We start from the raw sequence: 20656 nt of genomic DNA, 5'->3' as shown, positions 1-20656 counted from the left end.
AGGCCGAATCAAGCGTAGCTTTCGGTCTCGCTGCTGGCTTCAACCAGTTCCAGGGCAACGTTGTTCTGCGCGTTGATCTTGCGATACAGCGTAGCGTCGGTTTCCAGAACCTTTTCCCGGGCCGGGAAGATTTCGGCCAGTTTGGTGGCCCATTCGCCTTTGGCTTTGCTCGGGAAGCATTTTTCGATCAGCTCAAGCATGATCGAAACGGTCACCGAGGCACCTGGCGAAGCGCCGAGCAGTGCCGCCAGGGAACCATCCTTGGCCGCGACCAGTTCGGTACCGAATTGCAGGATGCCGCCTTTCTTCGGGTCTTTCTTGATGATCTGCACCCGTTGGCCGGCCACTTCCAGGCGCCAGTCTTCAGCTTTCGCCTCAGGGTAGAAGCGACGCAGGGATTCCAGGCGCTGCTCCATCGACTGCATCACTTCGCTGACCAGGTACTTGGTCAGGTCCATGTTGTTTTTTGCCACGGACAGCATCGGCCCGATGTTGCCGGCGCGAACCGACATCGGCAGGTCCATGAAGGAGCCGTGCTTGAGGAACTTGGTGGTGAAGCCGGCATAAGGTCCGAACAGCAGGGACTTCTTGCCTTCGACCACGCGGGTGTCCAGGTGCGGCACGGACATTGGCGGCGAACCTACTGCAGCCTGGCTGTAGACCTTGGCCTGGTGGTGCTTGACCACTTCCGGGTTGTCGCAACGCAGCCACTGGCCGCTGATCGGGAAGCCGCCGAAGCCTTTGCTCTCTTCGATGCCCGAAGCCTGCAGCAACGGCAGTGCCGCACCGCCCGCGCCGAGGAAGACGAATTTGGCATCGACTTCGCGGGTGTTGCCGCTGTTGACGTCCTTGATGCTGACAGTCCAGCCGCCGTTGCTGCGCTTGAGGCCGGTCACGCGCTTGCAGTACTTGACCTGGGCATCGGGAGCGCTGGTCAGGTGCTTGAGCAACTGGTTGGTCAGGGCGCCGAAGTTGACGTCGGTGCCGTTGATCACGCGGGTGGCGGCGAGGGTTTCGCCTGCGTCGCGGCCAGGCATCATCAGCGGCATCCACTCGGCCATTTTGGCCTTGTCTTCGGTGTATTCCATGTCCGAGAAGGCGTGGTGCTTGCTCAGCACCTTGAAGCGTTCCTTGAGGAAGGACACGCCGCTGTCGCCCTGCACGAAGCTCAGGTGTGGCACCGGGCTGATAAACGATTTGCACGAGCCGAACGTGCCTTTTTTGGTCAGGTACGACCAGAACTGCTTCGACACCTCGAACTGGGTGTTGATGTGCACGGCTTTCTTGATGTCGACGGCGCCATCGGCGGCCTGCGGCGTGTAGTTGAGCTCACACAGCCCGGCGTGACCGGTACCGGCGTTGTTCCACGGGTTGGAACTCTCCGCGGCACCGGAATCCATCAGCTCGACGACTTCCAGCTTGATCGCGGGGTCGAGCTCTTTGAGCAGTACTGCAAGGGTGGCACTCATGATGCCGGCCCCAACCAGTACTACGTCGACTGCTTCGTTATGCGCCATTTAACGCGTCTCCAAAATCTGCAGCACCAAATTGTCGGCATGGCTGCCAGGCGTTCCGGGGCGTGTCAGTGATGCCCCAGGTACCCATGGCAGGATCGCCATGTCCGAATCTTCGCAATTTATCGCAACTTCGACGGACGCTACCTGCCGGGCCTATGAGCCATATGAACTCATTTCAGCGCGCGGGAGGCAATTCGACTTATGGTCGATACATCCGTTTGTGCAACCAAATCCGTAGCGGACAGGCTTCAGGCTCCGGTGTTCGAGGAATACTCGGTCCTGTGTCGTTGGGCTGTTGTAGACGCTAATGGTGCATGTTCAGACGCAAAACTATTCATTTGCTCGCCACACTCTTGTGAAGTTGTGAAAACCCGTTTTTTTCACGCTCTTTTGAAGACGTGAACCTCAAAAAGGGCTGTCCCAGCCTGGCACCGTGCCCGGATGGATTGCCGCCATGGGATACAGGGCAGGCAAAACGGGCAAACAGCTCAGTGACCGAGCGTAATGACAGCTCTGCAGATTCGCGAAAAGTGGAGGTTTTGCTCAACAAAACAGCAAGCGCGCCAGCTTCACTCGATCTGTGTGGGCGGCTCTCTGTGGGCGGTGCGGGGTGTCAATACAAGCGCATTGACGATGCTGCGAGGCCCGATCAGGAGACGTCCTTATAATCGGGGGGAGATTGTATCTAAGAAACGCAGGGAAATGGTCGTGATTAATGACTTTTATTAGGTGTTTGGTCAGGTCGTCATCAGATGCTGTGCACGCGAGCGTGGCCGGTGCTGTTGCGAAACGACGCGTGCACCGGCAGGCAGCGGCTGATTCAGCCAGTTCAGGCGGATCTCTTCGATTTCAACCCAGCCATCGCCCATGGGCTGGAGGCTGCACTGCTTGAAGGCTTGGCAGTGGCCGTTGCGGTCGAGCAGGGCGAAGCAGCGATGCAGTGGGCGTGGCGCGAACAGAGAGATCAGATGGCGCATGGCGAAATACCGTTTTGGGTGACTGCCCAGAAGGTTGCCTGTAGGCCATTACGTGCAAGTGTATGGGGGGTGACATCTGTGTGACAGGAACCGCAAGGCCAAGGGTTTGTCAGAGATTACATCAAACACTGTGCGGTGCTGGTTCCCCGCAGTGGCGCACCGCTATACTGCCGGCCTGTTTGTGCCTGATTCTGGAGAGAAGAGCATGTTGCAACGCCTGTTGTTCGGTTTGATCACTGTGACCAGTTTGACCCTGGTTGGCTGCGCCCACAGCCCGCAACAACTGAGCCCGGAACCCAAGCTGACCGCCCAGTTGGCCCCGGTCGGCCATGGCCAGCCCGTCGTGGTGCGAGTAGTGGACGGTCGTCCGTCGCCGACACTGGGCACCCGTGGTGGCCTGTACCCTGAGACCAGCGCGATCACTGTGCAGGGCGCGCAGATTCTGCCGAAGCTGCAGGCCCAGGCTGAAGCCGCCGTACGTCTGTTGGGCTTTACCCCGACGAATAACGCCATGAATGCACCGCAGCTGACCGTGACCCTGGCAGAGTTGAAGTACCAGTCGCCCAAGGAAGGCATGTACGTGACCGAAGCCACCATCGGCGCGACGTTCCGTTCGGACGTACAGAACGCCAACCGTCGCTACAGCGGCCGTTATGGTTCGTCCCTGGACCAGCGCTTCGGTATGGCGCCGAACCAGGAAACCAACACCAAGCTGGTCAGCGATGTGCTGAGCGATGCGTTGACCCGCCTGTTCAAGGACCCGACCGTGGGTCAGATTCTCGGCGAATAACCTTCGCTGGATGTGAAAAAGCCCGGTGCCAGCGATGGTCCCGGGCTTTTTCATGGCTGGTGAATTTACCTGATCAACTGTGGGAGCAACGGAGTCAGGCGGCCTGCGAGTAAAAGTCCAGCACGCTCACGCCCGTCAGCAAATCCGTTTCCGGCAAATCCGCATGTTGATGCCCACCCAAGGCGCAATACACCAGCCAATGGCGATCCTGAACGTTGAAGGCGAGGCTGCCGACGAGGGCTTGTTGTTCTTCGCTGGGGGTGATGAGGTAAAGACGATCCTGGTTTTCGGCGTGGAGCATGACGTGATCCGTGTCGGTTTCGAGGCGCGCATGTTCGCCGATACAGATGACGAAGCCGTGACGCAGGACAGCCATTGATCAAATGCTTCGTTATTTGTCGGAAACAGAGGGCAGGCACGCAGGCTTTCGGTAGAATCCGCGCCGCGGTCGCCGGTCCGGCACCTGCCACCTGTTTTGCTTGAGGTTTGTCATGTCGCTGCACTTGATGACGCTGTTTACCGCCCATCCCGCCAAATTGATCAATCTGCTGGCCTTGCTCTTTGCCTTCCCGGGCGGCTGGTTGCTGCACGCCACCCGTCGTCGCGAACTGCGCGCGATGGCCAGTTTGCAGGCGCAGCGCCAGAGCAGCCCCAACGCAGAGCCCACGCTGGACTGGGCGACCTTGCGCAAGAACCGGTTTTTCTACATCTTCGGTTTTGCCTGCATGGGGATGGCGCTGCTGGTGTCGTGGATCAGCACGCAAATCTGAGGTTGAAGTTAAACACTGTGGCGAGGGGGCTTGCCCCCGTTGGGCCGCGAAGCGGCCCTAAAACCTACGACAGTTTTCCACCTGACACTGCTTGCCTGTCGAGTTGACGACGGCTTCGCCGCCGAACGGGGGCAAGCCCCCTCACCACAAGAGGGCGCCGTTTTTTTGTATCTGGCGGAAACCGCTTACAGCGGCAGCCCCGCCTTCACGCGGTACTGATTGCGCACCGGCGTCGCATATTGCAGCACGAGGAATGGACGATGCTCTTCAGGGCAGGCGTCCAGGCGGCGTTGCCATTCTTCCTGGGCCTTGGCCAGTTCCTCGGCCGCGAACACCTCGGCCGCTTTCGGCACCTGCAACTGCGGGTCGGCATCCTTCCACTGCGCATAAGCCAGGTAGTGCACCGGGAACAGGCGGTATCCGCTGAGGATTTGCCTGTCCATCTCGACCGCCAATTGCTTGGTGTCTTCGAACAGTTCGGTGATCGGCGCGGCAAAGTTCACGTGCACCCGGCCCTTGTAGCCGGTGATGCCCTTGGCGATGCTCACGTCATCCTCGCCCGGCACCTTGGTGTAGCTGCCGGTGGTGGCACGGATGTAGAGTTCGCGGGCCTTGGCCTGATCGCACGGGTCGTACTCGTAGCTGATCGACACCGGGGTCAGGTTCAGTGACTGGATGACCTCACCGAACGGCTCGTCCTTGCGGCTCATGTGGAACATCTTGAGGATTGCCGATTCGGTACGGTCGTCACCGTCCTTGGCGCGGCCTTCGGCCTGGGCGATCCAGATCGAGGCGCAATCGTTGCGGATCGAATGATTGATGTACGCCGACAGCAATTGATAAGCCGCCATTTTCTCCCGGCGTCCGCTGATCGAGCGGTGCACGATGAAACTCTTGTTCAGGCGCATCAGGTCGCTGACGAAAGGCTTTTGCAGCAGGTTGTCGCCAATGGCGATGCGTGGCGTCGGCAGGCCGGCGTGGTACACGGCATAGTTGACGAAGGCCGGGTCCATCACGATGTCGCGGTGGTTGGCGATGAACAGGTAGGCGCTGCCGGACTTGAATTGCTCCACACCGGTATAGGTGACACCGTCGGTGGCGCGCTCGATGGTATGGTCGACGTAATGCTCGACTTTGTCCTGTAACGTGGCCACGGAGGTAATGTCGGCAAACTCACGGCGCAGCCGATGGGCTATAAGAGGTTTGAGTGCCCAGCCTAAAGCGCCGGCGAAACGCGGGAAGCGGAAGTGGGTGAGGATATCTAGAAACGCCTTGTCGCCGAGCAGCCGTGCCAGCACTGCCGGGACTTCGCTGTCGTCGTAAGGTCGGATGGCATCGAATTCGCCCATCATGCTCTCTTGTTAGAAACGGCTAGGGTAAGTAAAGGTTTTGATCGAAAAACCGGCGGGGCACGGTCTGAAAAAGTAGCCAGACAAAAATAGCCCTGCAAATAGACCGGCGATTATACGCACAAGTCACCTGGGAGACCGCGATGCTGGAAAACGCGCTGTATGAATGTCCGTATTGTGGTGAGGAAGTCGAGACGACGCTGGATTTGTCTGGTGGCGATCAGACCTATATTGAAGACTGTCAGGTGTGCTGCCGGCCGATAACCTTCGTGTTGCAGGTCCATGAAGAGGAATGGCATCTCGAAGTGTTCAGCGAAAACGAGTGAGGGGCGTGTATGCAGCGCATCTACGATCCGGAAAACCTGATGGAGGGCGAGTTGCTGCAAGGCATGCTCGCCAGCGAGGGTATCGAGGCGCATCTGGTGGGCCGTGACTTGGTCGGGGGCAGCGGCGAGTTGCCGATCTATGGCCTGCTCGGGCTGTCGGTCGAGAACGATCAGGCCGAATACGCCCGCGAGCTGATCACCGCGTACAATGCCGCGCTGCCGCTGTCCGGCGATGAACCGGACAGCTTTCCCGGCACGCTGGTCTGTTAGGCTGGCATTCGATTGATCAAGAGCCGTGTTGCCCCATGTGTGGACGTTATGCCCTGTTTCGCTGGAACCCCGCCTTCGCGGCGCTGCCCGGTTTTCCCGCCGACCAGCAGGCGCAGTGGAACATTTCCCCGAACGATTCGGTGTTGATGCTGCGGGCCGAGCCTGATGGCCGGCGCACGCTGGCCCGCGCCCGTTGGGGCCTGACGCCACCCTGGCTGACCGATCTGTCCCGCACCCCGGCCCATGCCCGCGCCGAAACGGTTGCCGAACAGCCAATGTTTCGCCAGGCCTTGCGCGAGCGCCGCTGCCTGTTGCCGGCCAATGGTTTCTACGAGTGGCGCGGCACAACGCGCAAGCGCCCGTACTGGCTGACACCGGGGGAGGGCTCGTCATTATTTTTTGCGGCGATCTGGGAGGCCTATCCGGTACAGGAGCAGGTGTGGCTGAGTACCGCCGTGATCACCCAGCCGGCGGCGAGCCAGCGTCGGCCGTTGATTCTGGATGAGGCGGGGCAGGCCGCGTGGCTGGACCCCGAGACGCCGCTGCATGCTTTGCAAGCCTTGCTGGCCAGTGAGCCTGCCGCATTGCGCGAACGGGTGCTGGCCAACATGGTGAATGATCCCAAGCTCAATGGGCCGGAGTGTCTCACTCCCGGTTAATCAGGCGCCGGTACCGATCTCGACCATCTGCTTGAGCGGGCAGGCATGAGCACGACAGTTGAAAGGACTGTTTTTACGTGCCGGATGTCGTAATTGAATCAAGGCGCAGCGTGATGGGCTGCAGGTTCTCGCTGTTTGTGAATTTTTTCTACGGCGATGAGAGCTTTGTCCGAATTGTGCGTCTTACGTCCATCGTATCTGGCGTCGATACATTTCCACGCCTAGGATACGCGGCATGTTTTCAGGGGGTTTTTTGATGAACAAGATTTTGGTTGTCAGTGCGCTGGGCGCAGCGCTGTTGCTCAGCGGTTGCCAGTCGGTCAATACCACCAGTGGCGGTGCTGTAGGCATTGAGCGCAAGCAATACATGTTCAGCATGTTGTCCGCGCAAGAGGTCGACCAGATGTACGCCCAGTCCTATCAGAAGACTGTGGGCGATGCGTCCAGCAAAGGTGTGCTGGACAAGACCAGCAATGAAGCCCGGCGGGTTCAGCTGATTGCCGACCGGCTGATTGCCCAGGCGCCGAACTTCCGTCCGGACGCGGCCCAGTGGAAGTGGGAAGTCAACCTGATCAAGAGCGATGAGCTCAACGCCAACTGCGGCCCAGGCGGCAAGATCATCTTTTACACCGGGCTGATCGACACCCTGAAGCTGACCGACGATGAAATCGCCGCGATCATGGGCCATGAAATCGCCCACGCCCTGCGCGAGCACGGTCGTGAAGCGATGTCCAAGGCTTACGGCATCGAAATGGCCAAGCAGGGCGCCGGTGCCTTGTTGGGGTTGGGGCAGGACACCATGGCCCTGGCCGATACCGTGGCCAACTACGGCATGACCTTGCCCAACAGCCGGGCCAATGAAAACGAGGCGGACCTGATCGGCCTGGAACTGGCCGCCCGCGCCGGTTACAACCCGAATGCCGCGATCACCCTGTGGAACAAGATGAGCAAGGTTTCGGAAGGTGCGCCACCGGAGTTCATGAGCACTCACCCGGCGTCGTCGAGCCGTATTGCGGCGTTGCAGGCGGCGATTCCGAAGGTCATGCCTTTGTATGAGCAGGCCAAGAAGTCCTGACGATTAGGCGCTGAAAATGTGGCGAGGGGGCTTGCCCCCGTTCGGCTGCGCAGCAGTCGTAAATCCTGCAACCGCGGTGTAACTGATGAATTGCGGTTGCAGGTAATGGGGCCGCTTCGCGGCCCAACGGGGGCAAGCCCCCTCGCCAAAGATTGATCTCGGTACCCGGGTCAAACCCACCCGCTGCTCTGCATCGCCTTGTACACCGCGACAATCGCCAGGACAAAGAACGCCGACGCCGCCAGTCGACGAATCAGGGTCAATGGCAATTTGTCCGCGGCAAAGTTACCGGCCAGTACCACAGGCACGTTGGCAATCAGCATGCCGAGGGTGGTGCCGATGATCACCAGCCACAACTCCGGATATTGAGCAGCCAGCATCACGGTCGCGATCTGCGTCTTGTCGCCGATTTCCGCCAGGAAGAACGCGATCAGCGTGGTCAGGAACGGCCCGAACTTGCGGGCGGTGCTGGCCTCGTCGTCATCCATCTTGTCCGGGACCAGGGTCCACAGTGCCGTGGCGGCGAAGCTCGCGGCGAGGATCCAGTGCAGCATCGTATCCGAGAAGAAACTGCCGACCCAGGCACCGACTGCACCGGCGGCCGCGTGGTTGGCCAGGGTCGCGGCAACGATGCCGGCGATGATCGGCCAGGGCTTGCGGAAACGGGCAGCGAGAATGAGCGCGAGCAGTTGCGTCTTGTCGCCGATTTCGGCCAAGGCAACGATTGCGGTAGGTACGAGTAGTGAATCCAGCATCAGGGGTTTTCCTAAGGGGCGGGTCGACACGGCTATGACACGTACAGCCTTCCCGCCCCGGGTAAGGTGTTCGTGTCATAGGTCTTGTCAAACCCTGCGATCCATCTGATGTGGATGCTTGGGTCGCATGCGCCATGGTCTTTTGACCAAGTATGTTGACGCATGCCGGACGAGCGTGGCGCTCGTGGGAGACTACTCCCCTAGGACGGAGCGGATTCTGCCTAGGCAAAATCCATTCGGCAAGTACAAATTACTATCCGCGTTTGGCCCGGTAGATCCGGAAGCCCTGTCCTTCGGCCTTGATCGCACACACACCAAGATGCTCTTCGATCAACGGTTGATACTTCAGGAAGCTATTCGCTACCAAGCGAAGTTCGCCGCCGTTTTTCAGATGTTTGGCCGCTTTTCGCAGCAAGTTCTCGGTGGCGAAATAGTCGGTGTGCACGCCGACATGGAACGGCGGATTGCTCAGAATGGCACTCAAACCCATCGGCGCGGCATCGATTCCGTCACCGGTAATCACCTCGGCTTCCAGACCATTGGCAGCCAGGGTCAGACGACTGCTGGCAGCGGCAAAGGCATCCACATCCAGCAATGTGACCTGGTTGTGCGGGTAACGACGTTTCACCGCCGCGCCCAGAACCCCTGCGCCGCAACCGAAATCGAGCAAGTGACCGCTGGGCAATTTGTCCAGATGCTCCAGCAACAGCGCGCTGCCACGATCCAGGCGACCATGGCTGAACACCCCGGGCAGGCTGATGACCTTCAACGGGCCTTCGGCCAGCGGCAGTTCGTAGGTTTGCGCCAGGCTTTCCAGCGGTTTGGCTTCAGGCGCGTTGGCCACCGTGACCAGCCAGAGCTGGCAGTGTCGCGCGCTGTCGAGTTTGCGTGGCTTGCCGAACGGGTTGAGTTGTTTGGCGGCACCTTCGATGCCGCTTTTTTTCTCGCCGACCAGGTACAGCTCGCGGCCGGCCAGCCGCGAGGCGAGGGCGTTGAGGATGTAGTCGGTCAGGTCCTTGGCCTTGGGCAGAAAGACCACCGCTGTATCGAACTCGCACTCCGGCGCATTCACGCCAAAATGGCTGCGCTCGGTGAAGCGGGCGTCCAGTGCGGCCTGATCGCCGGCGTGCCAGCACCAGCCATGAGCTTCGGGCAGGCGACCGAGCAAATCATCGGCGGGCAAACCGGCCAACAACACCGAACCCTGGAATAACTCGGCCTGACGAAGCAGTACTTCACTGCGCGGATCCATAACTGCTCCCGTGGAAAAAAGTGCCGCAGTTTATCAACTGACGGTCCGCAGCGCCTTACCGCTGAAGTATCCCAGTGCGTTTTCGGTCACTTGGCCAACGATTCGCTGGCGCGCTTCGCGGCTGCCCCAGGCGTTGTGCGGGGTGACGATCAGGCGCGGGATGTCGTGGGCCAGCAGCGGATTGCCGTTGACGGGAGGCTCGACGCTCAGCACGTCAGTGGCGGCGCCGCCCAGATGCCCTTTGCGCAGTGCGTCGGCCAGTGCCTGTTCGTCGATCAGGCCTCCGCGAGCGGTGTTGACCACGAACGCGCCGGGTTTCATCGAGGCCAGTTCGCGGGCACCGATGAAGTGGCGGGTGTGTTCATTGAGCGGGCAGTGCAGAGTCAGTGCATCGATTTGCGGTAACAGTTCATTCAGTGGCAGGCGGTCCGGCCGGGCAGGGCGCCCGGGAATCTGCCCCAGCAGAACGCGCATGCCGAAGGCTTCAGCCAGCCGTGCGACCGCGCCGCCCAATTCGCCATGTCCCAACAGGCCAAGGTTTTTGCCTTCGAGTTCGACGATCGGGTAATCCAGCAAACAGAACTGTCTGGCCTGCTGCCAGCGGCCTTCGCCGACGGCTTTTTGATAATCGGCCAGGCGCGTGGCCAGGTTGAGCAACAGCATGATCGTGTGCTGCGCCACCGATGGCGTGCCGTAGCCCTGGCAGTTGCACACGGTGATCCCGTGGGCGCGGGCGGCGGCGAGGTCGACATTGTTGGTGCCGGTGGCAGTGATCAGGATCAGCTTGAGATCAGGGCTGGCGGCCATGGCGGCGGCATCGATCAGGATCTTGTTACTGATGGCGACGGTGGCGCCCTTGAGGTGTTCGATGACTTGATCGGGCAAGGTCTGGGCGAACAGCTGCAACTCGCTGAAGCAGCTGCGCAGCGGCTCGAGGTCAAGGTCGCCGAGGTCCAGGGACGGGTGGTCGAGGAAAACGGCGCGGCGAGTGTTCGTCATCAACTGTACCTTTTGTGCAATGAACTGAAGGCGTAATCTGCCGAGCCTACCAGATGAAATAAATAGTTACGCTTGGCCTAAAGGAGCCCCCATGTATTGGACAGAGTTCTTGACCGTTGCCCTGATTCACTTGCTGGCCGTGGCCAGCCCCGGCCCGGACTTTGCCGTGGTGGTGCGCGAAAGTGTTACCCACGGTCGCCGTGCTGGCACCTGGACCGCGCTGGGTGTGGGGACGGCGATTTTCCTGCACGTGGGTTACTCGCTGTTGGGTATCGGCCTGATCGTGTCCCAGTCGATCGTGCTGTTCAATGCCTTGAAATGGGCGGCGGCCGCTTACCTGCTGTACATCGGTTACAAGGCGCTGCGTGCGCAACCGGCCAAGCCTGTGGCGGATGATCTGCACAAGGAAGCCGGGGAGCGCACCGCCCGTGGTGCCTTCACCTCGGGTTTCGTCACCAACGGCCTCAACCCGAAAGCCACGCTGTTTTTCCTCTCGCTGTTCACCGTGGTGATCAACCCGCACACGCCGCTGGCCGTGCAGGCCGGTTACGGGGTTTACCTGGCGGCGGCGACAGCAGGCTGGTTCTGCCTGGTGGCGATGTTGTTCAGCCAGCAGCGCGTGCGCGCCGGTTTCGCCCGCATGGGTCACTGGTTCGACCGGACCATGGGCGCGGTGCTGATTGCGATTGGCGTGAAGCTGGCTTTTACCGAGATGCATTGATTCCGTAGTGACTACAGACAGAGAATCCCTGTAGGTGGTGGCGTAACGCTAGTATCTGAGGGGTTCTGCAAATCATTCCTTTGGCTGATTTGGCTGGCGTTCAAGGGCACTACAGTGCGTACTTTCAGTCACGACCGTGCAGTCAGATTAAAGGGATTATTATGTTGCAGACTCGCGTTATCCCCCCGGCCGAAGGCGCTTACCAGTACCCGCTGTTGATCAAACGGCTGCTGATGTCCGGTGCCCGTTATGAAAAAACCCGCGAGATCATCTACCGCGACAAGTTGCGCTATAGCTACCCGACCCTGATCGAACGGGTGGCCCGCCTGGCCAACGTGCTGACAGCGGCCGGGGTCAAGCCCGGGGATGCCGTGGGTGTGATGGACTGGGACAGCCATCGTTACCTGGAGTGCATGTTCGCCATCCCGATGATCGGCGCGGTGATCCACACCATCAACGTGCGCCTGTCGCCGGAACAGATCCTCTACACCATGAACCACGCCGAGGACCGCTTTGTGCTGGTCAACAGCGAGTTCGTCGGCCTCTACAAAGCCATCGAAGGGCAACTGACCACGGTCGACAAAACCCTGCTGCTGACTGACCTGCCGGAAAAAACCGCGGACCTGCCGAACCTCGTCGGTGAATACGAACAGCTGCTGGCCGCGGCGAGCCCGCAGTACGACTTCGAGGATTTCGACGAAAACTCGGTCGCGACCACGTTCTATACCACCGGTACCACCGGCAATCCCAAGGGCGTGTACTTCACCCATCGGCAACTGGTGCTGCACACCATGGGCGTGTCGACCATCATGGGCTCGGTCGATAGCGTGCGCCTGCTGGGCACCAACGACGTGTACATGCCGATCACCCCGATGTTCCACGTCCACGCCTGGGGCTTACCCTATGTGGCGACCATGCTCGGGCTCAAGCAGGTGTACCCCGGTCGCTATGACCCGGAATATCTGGTGGAGTTGTGGCGCAAGGAGAAGGTCACGTTCTCCCATTGCGTACCGACCATTTTGCAGATGGTCCTCAATGCCAAGGCCGCGCAGAACGTCGACTTCGGCGGCTGGAAAATCGTCATCGGCGGCAGCGCCCTGAACCGCACCTTGTACGAGGCGGCCAAGGCCAAAGGCATTCAGTTGACCGCGGCGTACGGCATGTCGGAAACCGGGCCGCTGGTTTCGTGCGCGCACCTCAACGACGAATTGATGGCCGGCACTGAAGACGAGCGCACCACCTACCGGATCAAGGCTGGCGTGCCGGGGCCACTGGTGGAGGCGGCGATCGTCGACACCGAGGGCAACTTCCTGCCCGCCGACGGTGAGACCCAGGGCGAGCTGGTACTGCGCGCACCATGGCTGACCGAGGGCTATTTCAACGAACCGCAGAAGGGCGCCGAACTCTGGGCGGGCGGCTGGCTGCACACCGGCGATGTGGCGACCCTGGACAGCATGGGCGTGATCGACATTCGTGACCGCATCAAGGACGTGATCAAGACCGGTGGCGAGTGGATCTCCTCCCTGGACCTGGAAGACCTGATCAGCCGTCATGCGGCGGTACGTGAAGTAGCAGTGGTGGGGATCCCCGATCCGCAGTGGGGCGAGCGGCCGTTTGCTCTGCTGGTGCTCCGCGAGGGTCACGAAATCGGGGCCCGGGAACTCAAGGAACACCTCAAGCCGTTTGTGGAGCTGGGACACCTGAGCAAGTGGGCGATTCCGAGCCAGATCGCCCTTGTTACTGAAATTCCCAAGACCAGTGTCGGCAAACTCGACAAGAAGCGCATTCGTGTCGACATCAGCGAATGGCAGGCCACCAACAGCACCTTCCTCTCGACGCTTTAAGCGTCTCCCGGCGTGCCCGAAAGGGCACGCCAGCCCCACCAAGCAAGCGCTTGGCTTGTCAAATCGAAATTTTCAGCCATCCTTGCCGTGCCGACGGGTGTCGGACTGGCGAAAGGACTGTTCCAGAGTGGCTGGCAGCTGCAAATCACACTTTAGAGGGATCAAGCACAACTACCTGCTGGCTATAGTCCGCTCAAGGATTTTTAAGAACGGGGCAACCGCACGAACCGGGGCGATGCAACTTTGGAATGACTTTGGGATGCCATGGCGCCCGGTTATCCACAGCGTTTTTAGAAGTGCTCATGCCATAAAAATAAAATGCACATGGAGTAGCGTCGATGACATCAGTAAACCAGTTCTGGCGCCGGGCGAAACTGCCCCTGGCTGTCAGTCTTGCCTCTACGCTCGCCGGGCCAGCATTCGGCGTCAGTTTCAACGTCGGTGAAATCGAAGGTCAGTTCGACTCATCCCTGTCGGTTGGTGCCAGTTGGTCTACCGAAAGTGCCAACAAGAACCTCATCGGTGTCAACAACGGCGGCAAGGGTCTGTCCCAGACTTCTGATGACGGTCACCTGAACTTCAAGAGCGGGGAAACCTTCTCGAAGATCTTCAAGGGCATCCATGACCTTGAACTGAAATACGGCGATACCGGTGTTTTCGTCCGTGGCAAATACTGGTACGACTTTGAACTGAAGGACGAAAGCCGTCCGTTCAAGGACATCAGCGACGAGGGCCGCAAGGAAGGCGCCAAGTCTGCCGGCGGCCAGATCCTCGACGCCTTCGTCTACCACAACTACGCCATTGCCGATCAGCCAGGCTCCGTGCGTCTGGGCAAGCAGGTCGTGAGCTGGGGTGAAAGTACCTTCATCGGCGGCGGTATCAACTCGATCAACCCGATCGACGTGTCGGCATTCCGCCGTCCAGGTGCCGAGATCAAGGAAGGCCTGATCCCGGTCAACATGTTCTATGTGTCCCAGAGCCTGACCGAAAACCTGTCGGCCGAAGCGTTCTACCAAATTGAATGGGACCAGACCGTCGTCGATAACTGCGGCACGTTCTTCTCCCAGCCGGACATCATTGCCGACGGCTGCGACGACAACCTGCGTGTACTGGCCAAACGTTCGCAAATTCCGGCCATTGCCCTGGGGCCATTGGCCGCTAACGGCGTCGACGTCAACAATGAGGGTGTTCTGGTGCGTCGTGGTCCGGATCGCGATGCCCGTGACAGCGGTCAGTGGGGCGCGTCCTTCAAGTACATGTTCGATCCGCTGGACACCGAGTTCGGCGCCTACTTCATGAACTACCACAGCCGTGCGCCGATCTTCAGCGCCACCGGTGCGCCGCAGTCCGTCTACAACACTGCAGCATCACTCCAGGGTACCCCGTTCGCTGCGCTGGCGCCGTTGCTGGTGGCGGGTAATTCGCAGTACTTCGTCGAATACCCGGAAGACATCCGCCTCTACGGCCTGAGCTTCTCCACCACCCTGCCTACCGGTACGGCGTGGAGCGGTGAGATCAGCTACCGTCCGAACGCTCCGGTGCAGCTCAACTCCACCGACATCCTGTTCTCCGGTGTCCGTCCTATAGGCAATAACAACCCGAACAACCCGTTGACCAATGCATCGCTGCTTACCGGCGTGCCGGGTCAGGACCTGCACGGGTATCGTCGCAAGGAAATCACCCAGTTCCAGACCACCCTGACGCACTTCTTCGACCAAGTCATGGGCGCCAGCCGTCTGACCCTGGTGGGCGAAGTGGGCGTGACCCACGTTGGCGGCCTGGAAAGCACTTCCGACGTTCGTTATGGCCGCGATCCGGTCTACGGCCCGGGTGAGTTGCCAGCCTCTGGCGCGCTCGATACCTGCGTGGCGCTCAACACCAGCACCATCAATGGTGCCGGTCCAGGTACGCCGACCAACAACCGCAGCCGCAACTGCACCGACGAAGGCTTCACCACTGCCACTTCGTGGGGCTACCGCGGTCGCGCCATCTGGGAATACAACGACGTGTTTGCCGGTGTGAACCTCAAGCCAAACGTTGCCTGGTCCCATGACGTGAGCGGTTACTCCCCTGGTCCTGGCGGCAACTTCGAGGAAGGCCGCAAGGCAGTGAGCCTGGGTGTCGACGCCGAGTACCAGAACACCTATACCGCGAGCCTGGCGTACACCAACTTCTTCGACGGCAAGTACACCACCGTGGATGACCGCGACTTCGTTGCGCTCAGCCTCGGCGTGAACTTCTAAGCACAGTATTTTCAGGACGAACACATATATGAAAATAACAAAGAGTCTGTTCCACGCCGGTGTTCTGGGTCTTTCGCTGCTGGCGACCAGCGTCATCGCAGCGGTTCCCCAGGCCGAGGCCGACAAGCTGGGCAAGAGCCTGACCCCGATGGGCGCCGAAATGGCGGGTAACGCCGATGGCTCGATCCCGGCCTGGAAGCCGATGGCGAAGAACGCCGGTACGGTCGACAGCAAAGGTTTCCTGTCCAATCCGTTCGCCAGCGAAAAACCGCTGTTCACCATCACGGCGCAGAACGTCGACCAGTACAAGGACAAGCTCGCCCCGGGCCAGTACGCGATGTTCAAGCGCTACCCGGAAACCTTCAAGATGCCGGTCTATCCGTCCCATCGCGGTGCCACCGTGCCGGATGACGTGTTCGCCGCCATCAAGCGCAACGCCACCAACACCAACCTGGTGTCCGGAGGCAACGGCCTGGAGAACTTTGAAACCGCCATTCCGTTCCCGATTCCGAAAAGCGGCGTTGAAGTCATCTGGAACCACATCACCCGTTATCGCGGTGGTAGCGTGACCCGCCTGGTGACCCAGGCCACACCACAGCCGAACGGTTCGTTCAGCCTGGTGTATTTCCAGGACCAGTTCGTGTTTCGCGACAAGATGAAGGATTACGACCCGAAAAACCCGGGCAACATCCTGTTCTACTTCAAGCAGAAAGTGACTGCCCCGGCACGTCTGGCCGGTGGTGTGCTGCTGGTGCACGAGACCCTCGACCAAGTGAAGGAGCCACGTTCGGCGTGGGTCTACAACGCCGGCCAGCGTCGTGTGCGACGTGCGCCGCAAGTGTCCTATGACGGCCCGGGTACCGCGGCCGACGGCCTGCGTACTTCCGACAACCTGGACATGTTCAACGGTGCACCGGATCGTTACGACTGGAAGCTTGAAGGCAAGAAAGAGATGTACATCGGCTCCGATGCCTACAAGCTCGATGATCCGAAGCTCAAGTACACCGACATCATCAAGGCCGGTCACATCAACCAGGATCTGGCGCGTTACGAGTTGCGTCGTGTGTGGCATGTGGTTGCAACCCTGAAGGAAGGTCAGCGTCACATCTACGCCAAGCGTGATTTCTACATTGACGAAGACACCTGGCAAGCAGCGGTCATCGACCATTACGACGGTCGTGGTCAACTGTGGCGTGTAGGTGAGGCCCATGCCGAGAACTACTACGACAAGCAAGTGCCGTGGTACGCCCTCGAAGCTCTGTACGACCTGCAATCGGGCCGTTACCTGGCACTGGGCATGAAAAACGAAGAGAAGTCGGCTTATGACTTCGGCTTCACGGCGACCACCAGCGATTTCACCCCGGCCGCCTTGCGTCAGGAAGGTGTTCGCTAAGGTGAGCTGAGTAGAGACCGCATCCTCTCTAGAAAAACGCCCCGACTGGTTCGGGGCGTTTTTTTGTTCGTAGACTTTTTGTAGCCATTTGTAGCAATTACCTTCATTCCCTATCCGTTTACGGCTAGTCTGCGGACATCTGCAACGCCGCCACCCGCAATTCAAACAAGAGCCGGCTATGACTGATTTGTCTACACCCCCAGGTTCTGCAAACGTTGCTGTCGCGACACTCGACGGGCGCTTCTTCCGCCCGCCGTTGCCCGACGGCCATGTGCTGCGGCCACGTTTGTGCGAGCGCCTGAGCGCCGGGCTCGGTGGCAGGTTGCTGCTGGTCAGCGCACCGGCAGGGTTCGGCAAGAGTTCGTTGGCGGTGGAGTTTTGTCAGGGGCTGCCGGCGCACTGGCAAAGTCTCTGGCTGGGCTTGAGCCCGCGAGACAGTGATCCGGGACGTTTTCTCGAGCGCCTGCTGGAAGGCCTCCAGGACTACTTCCCGCACCTGGGCAGGCAATCCCTCGGACTGTTGAAAATGCGTCAGCGCCATCAGCCGTTCGCGTTCGAAGAATGGCTGGACGGCCTGCTCGACGAACTGGCCGAACACCTGTCCACGGCAACGCCATTGCTGCTGGTGCTGGATGATTACCATCTCGCCCAGGGGCCGGTGCTGGACCGTTGCCTGCAATTTTTCCTCAATCATCTCCCCGATGGTTTGCTGGTGATGGTCACCAGTCGCCAACGTCCCGACTGGCACCTGGCGCGGCTGCGGCTGTCGCGGCAACTGCTTGAGTTGCATGAACAGGATCTGCGCCTGACCCACGACGAGGCCTTGACCCTGCTCGACCGGCACAGCAGCTCCTTGCGCGGTGAGGCACTGGAAAACCTGATCCAGCGCAGCGAAGGTTGGGTCGCGGGGTTGCGTTTTTGGCTGCTGGCCGCCTCGGAGGCGGGCACCGATGGCGCGCTGCCGCAATCGTTGCACGGTGGGGAAGGGCTGATCCGCGATTACCTGCTTGAAGAGGTCATCGATTGCCTGCCCGCCGAGGTCCAGTCGTTCCTCTATGACACGGCGCCCCAGGAACGTTTTTGCAGTGAACTGTGCGACGCCGTTCGCGATGCCCATGACAGCGGGGAGATCCTGCGCTTCCTGCTCGCCCACCAAGTGTTCCTGGTGCCGCTGGACGAGCACGGCCACTGGTATCGTTACCACCACCTGTTTTCCGATCTGTTGCGCACGCGCCCGACTTCCCAGTCGATTGTGCCGGCCGCCAGCCTGCACCTGCGTGCCTGCCGCTGGTTCAATGCTCAGGGGCTGCTCGATGAGGCCGTGGAGCAGGCCTTGCGCGCCGGTCACCTGGACGTCGCGGCGAACCTGGTGCAGAACCTCTCCGAAGAGCAACTGCTGGCCGAGCAGAACGTCGGCATGTTGCTGCGCTGGAAAATGGACTTGCCTGACAGCTTGCTGATCAGTACACCGCGGCTGATCGTGCTCTATAGCTGGGCGCTGGGGATGGCTTGCCAGCTGGATGCCGCTGAGGAGTTGGCCAGCCATTTGAGCCGCTTCCTGCCTGCTCCGTCGGCCACCGCCCAGAAGTCCATGCTGGCCCAATGGCTGGCGTTGAGCGGCATCATTGCCCGTGGGCGCGGCAACCGCGAACTGACGCTGCAGTACTGCGGCGAAGCGTTGGAAAGTCTTCCGCCCAAGCGTTACGGCCAGCGCCTGATGTGCCTCTCGACCCTGTCCAACCTGGCCATTGCCGACGGTGATTTGTGGCGGGCACGAGGGCTTAACCGCGAATCGCTGGAGCTGGCGCAACGGGTTGGCAACCCCTTGTTCGAAGCGCTGGCGCACTACGACCGAGCCCGTGTCCTGCAAGCACGCGGGGAAATCTTTCGGGCGCTGGAAGAGGTCCGTCAGGGAATGCAGCGCCTGCAGAGCTTGCCTGCGCAACGGCTGTATGCGGTTCGCGCCCGGCTGACCTTGTACGAAGGCTTTTTGCTGGCCTTGCGCATGCAACCACAAGCGGCGCGGGTGCGGTTGCAGGCCGGGTTGAGCGAGGCGCGCGCCTGCCGTGACATCAGCGTGCTGATCGGCCACTGCGTGATTGCCAGGCTGGAAGGCAGCAGCGGCGAGTTTGCCAAAGCCTTTGCCGAACTTGCCGAAGCCGAACGGCTCATGCATATCTGGGACGTGCCGCCGATCTACTACCTGGCCATGATCACCCTGGTCAAATGTGAGCTCTGGCTGGCCCAGGGCCGCACCGATCTGGCCGAAGCCTGGCTAGCGCGCCTGGAGCAGACCTATAACGGCGAAAACGGGGCCGCACCGCCGGAATTCCACCCGCAACTGCCGCTGCATATCGAATTGCAACAAGCCTTGCTCGACGTCATCCAGGGCCAACCGATGCTGGCCGAAGGGCGTTTGAATGCGCTGCTCGAACATGGCCAGCAAAGCGGTCGGCAGATGCTCAGTGCCATGGCGCTGACCCAGAAAGTGGCGTTATTGCTCGGCAACGGACGGGAGCCGGAAGCACGCAAGGCACTGGCCCAGGCGCTGGACGCTGCTGGCGGAGGGGTGCTGCAACCCTTTGAGGGCTTGCTGGCCGAGCACCCGGACTGGCTGCGTGGGCAGCTTCAAAACTGTCCGCCAACCCCCGTTTCCCTGAGCCTCAGTGAAAAACTGCCGGCATTGGCTGCCCGTCCCGGGCCGGAGTCCTGCGCGACCGCGGAACAGCTCAGCACCCGGGAAATGGCGGTCCTGCGATTGATCGCCCAAGGCTGTTCGAACCAGGAAATCAGCGATCAGCTGTTTATTTCCCTGCACACGGTCAAGACCCACGCCAGCCACATCAACAGCAAGCTCGGGGTCGAGCGGCGTACGCAGGCGGTGGCACGGGCCAAGGAGCTGGGGGTGTTGGGTTAAGGAATTTTCACGTTACCCATCGCGGCCATTGGTTCGCTGCTCAATTGTGCGAAAATCGCTCGTCCCCGTTTATCGAGCAGGCCACGATGTCCCAGCAACCCACCCTCATCCGCGAAACTTTCCCCGTCGGTCCGTTGCAGTGCAACTGCACGATCATCGGCGATCCGGTAACGAAAAAGGCCATCGTCGTCGATCCGGGTGGCAATCATGAGCTGATCCTGGCGCGGCTCGATGCCCTGGGGCTGAAAGTGGTCAGCATCATTCACACCCATGCCCACCTCGATCATTTCCTGGCTTCCGGTCAACTCAAGGAGAAAACCGGAGCGACCCTGCATCTGCACAAGGAAGACCAGTTTCTGTGGGACAACCTGGAAATGCAGTGCCAGATGTTCGGTGTGCCTTACACCCCGGTGCCGTCCCCGGACCGCTGGCTGGCCGATGATGAAGAACTGGACTGCGGCTGTGGCGTGGCGCTGCACACGCCGGGACACACACCAGGGTCGATGAGTTTCTGGTTTGCCGATGCAAAGCTGCTGATTGCCGGTGACACGCTGTTCAAGCGCGGGGTAGGACGCACGGATTTGTGGGGCGGCGACCAGGCGACCATCGTGCGCTCGATCAAGCAGCGGCTGTACACCCTCGACGAAGACGCCACCGTGGTGACCGGGCATGGTCCGGATACCCGTCTGGGCGACGAAATGCGCGAGAACCCCTTTGTTCGGGGCTGATTTGTAACATTCGGAATTTTTACCCGTTAACATGATCCAACGCCCGCAAAGGCTGATGCCTTGGTCCGTTG

General features: G+C 60.4%; 19 protein-coding genes and 1 riboswitch. Of the genes, 12 read left to right on the top strand and 7 right to left on the bottom strand.

Features of this window, described 5'->3' with window-relative positions; all coding sequences use genetic code 11:
- Positions 1-8 precede the first annotated feature (8 nt).
- Positions 9-1517 (bottom strand): malate dehydrogenase (quinone), encoded by a 1509-nt coding sequence (mqo, locus tag AC3IX1_RS23695; protein ID WP_489386024.1) that lies wholly within the window; start codon positions 1515-1517, stop codon positions 9-11.
- 737 nt (positions 1518-2254) lie between these two features.
- A complete protein-coding gene (locus AC3IX1_RS23690) occupies positions 2255-2494 on the bottom strand; it encodes a hypothetical protein (protein ID WP_489386023.1) in 240 nt (79 codons plus the stop codon).
- Between the two features lie 205 nt (positions 2495-2699).
- Between AC3IX1_RS23690 and AC3IX1_RS23685 the strand changes: the two genes are divergently transcribed.
- Positions 2700-3284 carry a YajG family lipoprotein gene (locus AC3IX1_RS23685; protein WP_007973847.1) on the top strand — a complete coding sequence of 195 codons (585 nt, stop codon included), beginning with the start codon at positions 2700-2702 and terminating at the stop codon, positions 3282-3284.
- 94 nt (positions 3285-3378) lie between these two features.
- Here AC3IX1_RS23685 and AC3IX1_RS23680 read toward each other — a convergent pair whose 3' ends face one another.
- The gene (locus AC3IX1_RS23680) at positions 3379-3585 is read right to left on the bottom strand and encodes a hypothetical protein (protein WP_085724026.1); all 207 of its coding nucleotides are present in this window, start codon (positions 3583-3585) and stop codon (positions 3379-3381) included.
- Positions 3586-3775: 190 nt separating this feature from the next.
- Between AC3IX1_RS23680 and AC3IX1_RS23675 the strand changes: the two genes are divergently transcribed.
- Positions 3776-4054, top strand: a complete 279-nt coding sequence (locus AC3IX1_RS23675; protein ID WP_489386022.1) for a hypothetical protein — start codon at positions 3776-3778, stop codon at positions 4052-4054.
- A gap of 185 nt (positions 4055-4239) precedes the next feature.
- Here AC3IX1_RS23675 and AC3IX1_RS23670 read toward each other — a convergent pair whose 3' ends face one another.
- Complete coding sequence (locus AC3IX1_RS23670) at positions 4240-5406, bottom strand: 1-acyl-sn-glycerol-3-phosphate acyltransferase (RefSeq protein WP_489386021.1); 1167 nt, start codon at positions 5404-5406, stop codon at positions 4240-4242.
- A 140-nt stretch (positions 5407-5546) separates the two neighbouring features.
- On the opposite strand from AC3IX1_RS23670, the gene AC3IX1_RS23665 reads away from it, so the two are divergent.
- The 4 genes from AC3IX1_RS23665 (at position 5547) to AC3IX1_RS23650 (ending at position 7733) form a co-directional block, all read left to right on the top strand.
- Positions 5547-5729 (top strand): CPXCG motif-containing cysteine-rich protein, encoded by a 183-nt coding sequence (locus AC3IX1_RS23665; RefSeq protein ID WP_024014273.1) that lies wholly within the window; start codon positions 5547-5549, stop codon positions 5727-5729.
- A 9-nt stretch (positions 5730-5738) separates the two neighbouring features.
- Positions 5739-5999 carry a putative signal transducing protein gene (locus AC3IX1_RS23660; protein WP_489386020.1) on the top strand — a complete coding sequence of 87 codons (261 nt, stop codon included), beginning with the start codon at positions 5739-5741 and terminating at the stop codon, positions 5997-5999.
- Positions 6000-6034: 35 nt separating this feature from the next.
- Positions 6035-6658, top strand: a complete 624-nt coding sequence (locus AC3IX1_RS23655) for an SOS response-associated peptidase (protein WP_489386019.1) — start codon at positions 6035-6037, stop codon at positions 6656-6658.
- A 256-nt stretch (positions 6659-6914) separates the two neighbouring features.
- Positions 6915-7733, top strand: coding sequence for a M48 family metallopeptidase (locus tag AC3IX1_RS23650; RefSeq protein ID WP_489386018.1), 819 nt, complete (start codon positions 6915-6917; stop codon positions 7731-7733).
- A gap of 170 nt (positions 7734-7903) precedes the next feature.
- Here AC3IX1_RS23650 and AC3IX1_RS23645 read toward each other — a convergent pair whose 3' ends face one another.
- The 3 genes from AC3IX1_RS23645 to AC3IX1_RS23635 form a co-directional block, all read right to left on the bottom strand.
- Positions 7904-8488, bottom strand: coding sequence for a TMEM165/GDT1 family protein (locus AC3IX1_RS23645; RefSeq protein WP_020799770.1), 585 nt, complete (start codon positions 8486-8488; stop codon positions 7904-7906).
- 89 nt (positions 8489-8577) lie between these two features.
- A riboswitch (yybP-ykoY riboswitch) is annotated at positions 8578-8702 on the bottom strand.
- A gap of 39 nt (positions 8703-8741) precedes the next feature.
- Positions 8742-9740, bottom strand: coding sequence for a methyltransferase (locus AC3IX1_RS23640; RefSeq protein WP_489386017.1), 999 nt, complete (start codon positions 9738-9740; stop codon positions 8742-8744).
- 33 nt (positions 9741-9773) lie between these two features.
- The gene (locus tag AC3IX1_RS23635; RefSeq protein WP_489386016.1) at positions 9774-10739 is read right to left on the bottom strand and encodes a 2-hydroxyacid dehydrogenase; all 966 of its coding nucleotides are present in this window, start codon (positions 10737-10739) and stop codon (positions 9774-9776) included.
- A 91-nt stretch (positions 10740-10830) separates the two neighbouring features.
- On the opposite strand from AC3IX1_RS23635, the gene AC3IX1_RS23630 reads away from it, so the two are divergent.
- The 6 genes from AC3IX1_RS23630 to AC3IX1_RS23605 all read left to right on the top strand — a co-directional run bounded on the left by AC3IX1_RS23630 (position 10831) and on the right by AC3IX1_RS23605 (position 20585).
- On the top strand, positions 10831-11460 hold the full coding sequence (locus AC3IX1_RS23630) for a LysE family translocator (RefSeq protein WP_046041894.1): 630 nt from the start codon (positions 10831-10833) through the stop codon (positions 11458-11460).
- A gap of 161 nt (positions 11461-11621) precedes the next feature.
- Positions 11622-13304 (top strand): fatty acid--CoA ligase, encoded by a 1683-nt coding sequence (locus AC3IX1_RS23625; protein WP_489386015.1) that lies wholly within the window; start codon positions 11622-11624, stop codon positions 13302-13304.
- Positions 13305-13642: 338 nt separating this feature from the next.
- Positions 13643-15547: a DUF1302 domain-containing protein gene (locus AC3IX1_RS23620; protein WP_489386014.1), complete on the top strand. Its 1905-nt coding sequence runs from the start codon at positions 13643-13645 to the stop codon at positions 15545-15547.
- A 28-nt stretch (positions 15548-15575) separates the two neighbouring features.
- On the top strand, positions 15576-16940 hold the full coding sequence (locus tag AC3IX1_RS23615; RefSeq protein ID WP_489386013.1) for a DUF1329 domain-containing protein: 1365 nt from the start codon (positions 15576-15578) through the stop codon (positions 16938-16940).
- 178 nt (positions 16941-17118) lie between these two features.
- Complete coding sequence (locus AC3IX1_RS23610) at positions 17119-19857, top strand: winged helix-turn-helix domain-containing protein (protein WP_489386012.1); 2739 nt, start codon at positions 17119-17121, stop codon at positions 19855-19857.
- A gap of 86 nt (positions 19858-19943) precedes the next feature.
- Positions 19944-20585, top strand: coding sequence for an MBL fold metallo-hydrolase (locus tag AC3IX1_RS23605; protein WP_489386011.1), 642 nt, complete (start codon positions 19944-19946; stop codon positions 20583-20585).
- The last annotated feature ends 71 nt before the right edge of the window (positions 20586-20656 follow it).

This window comes from Pseudomonas sp. KH_046_2, assembly GCF_057838985.1.
The sequence above is the reverse complement of the archived record's forward strand: the minus strand, read 5'-3'. Positions and strand labels throughout refer to the sequence as shown.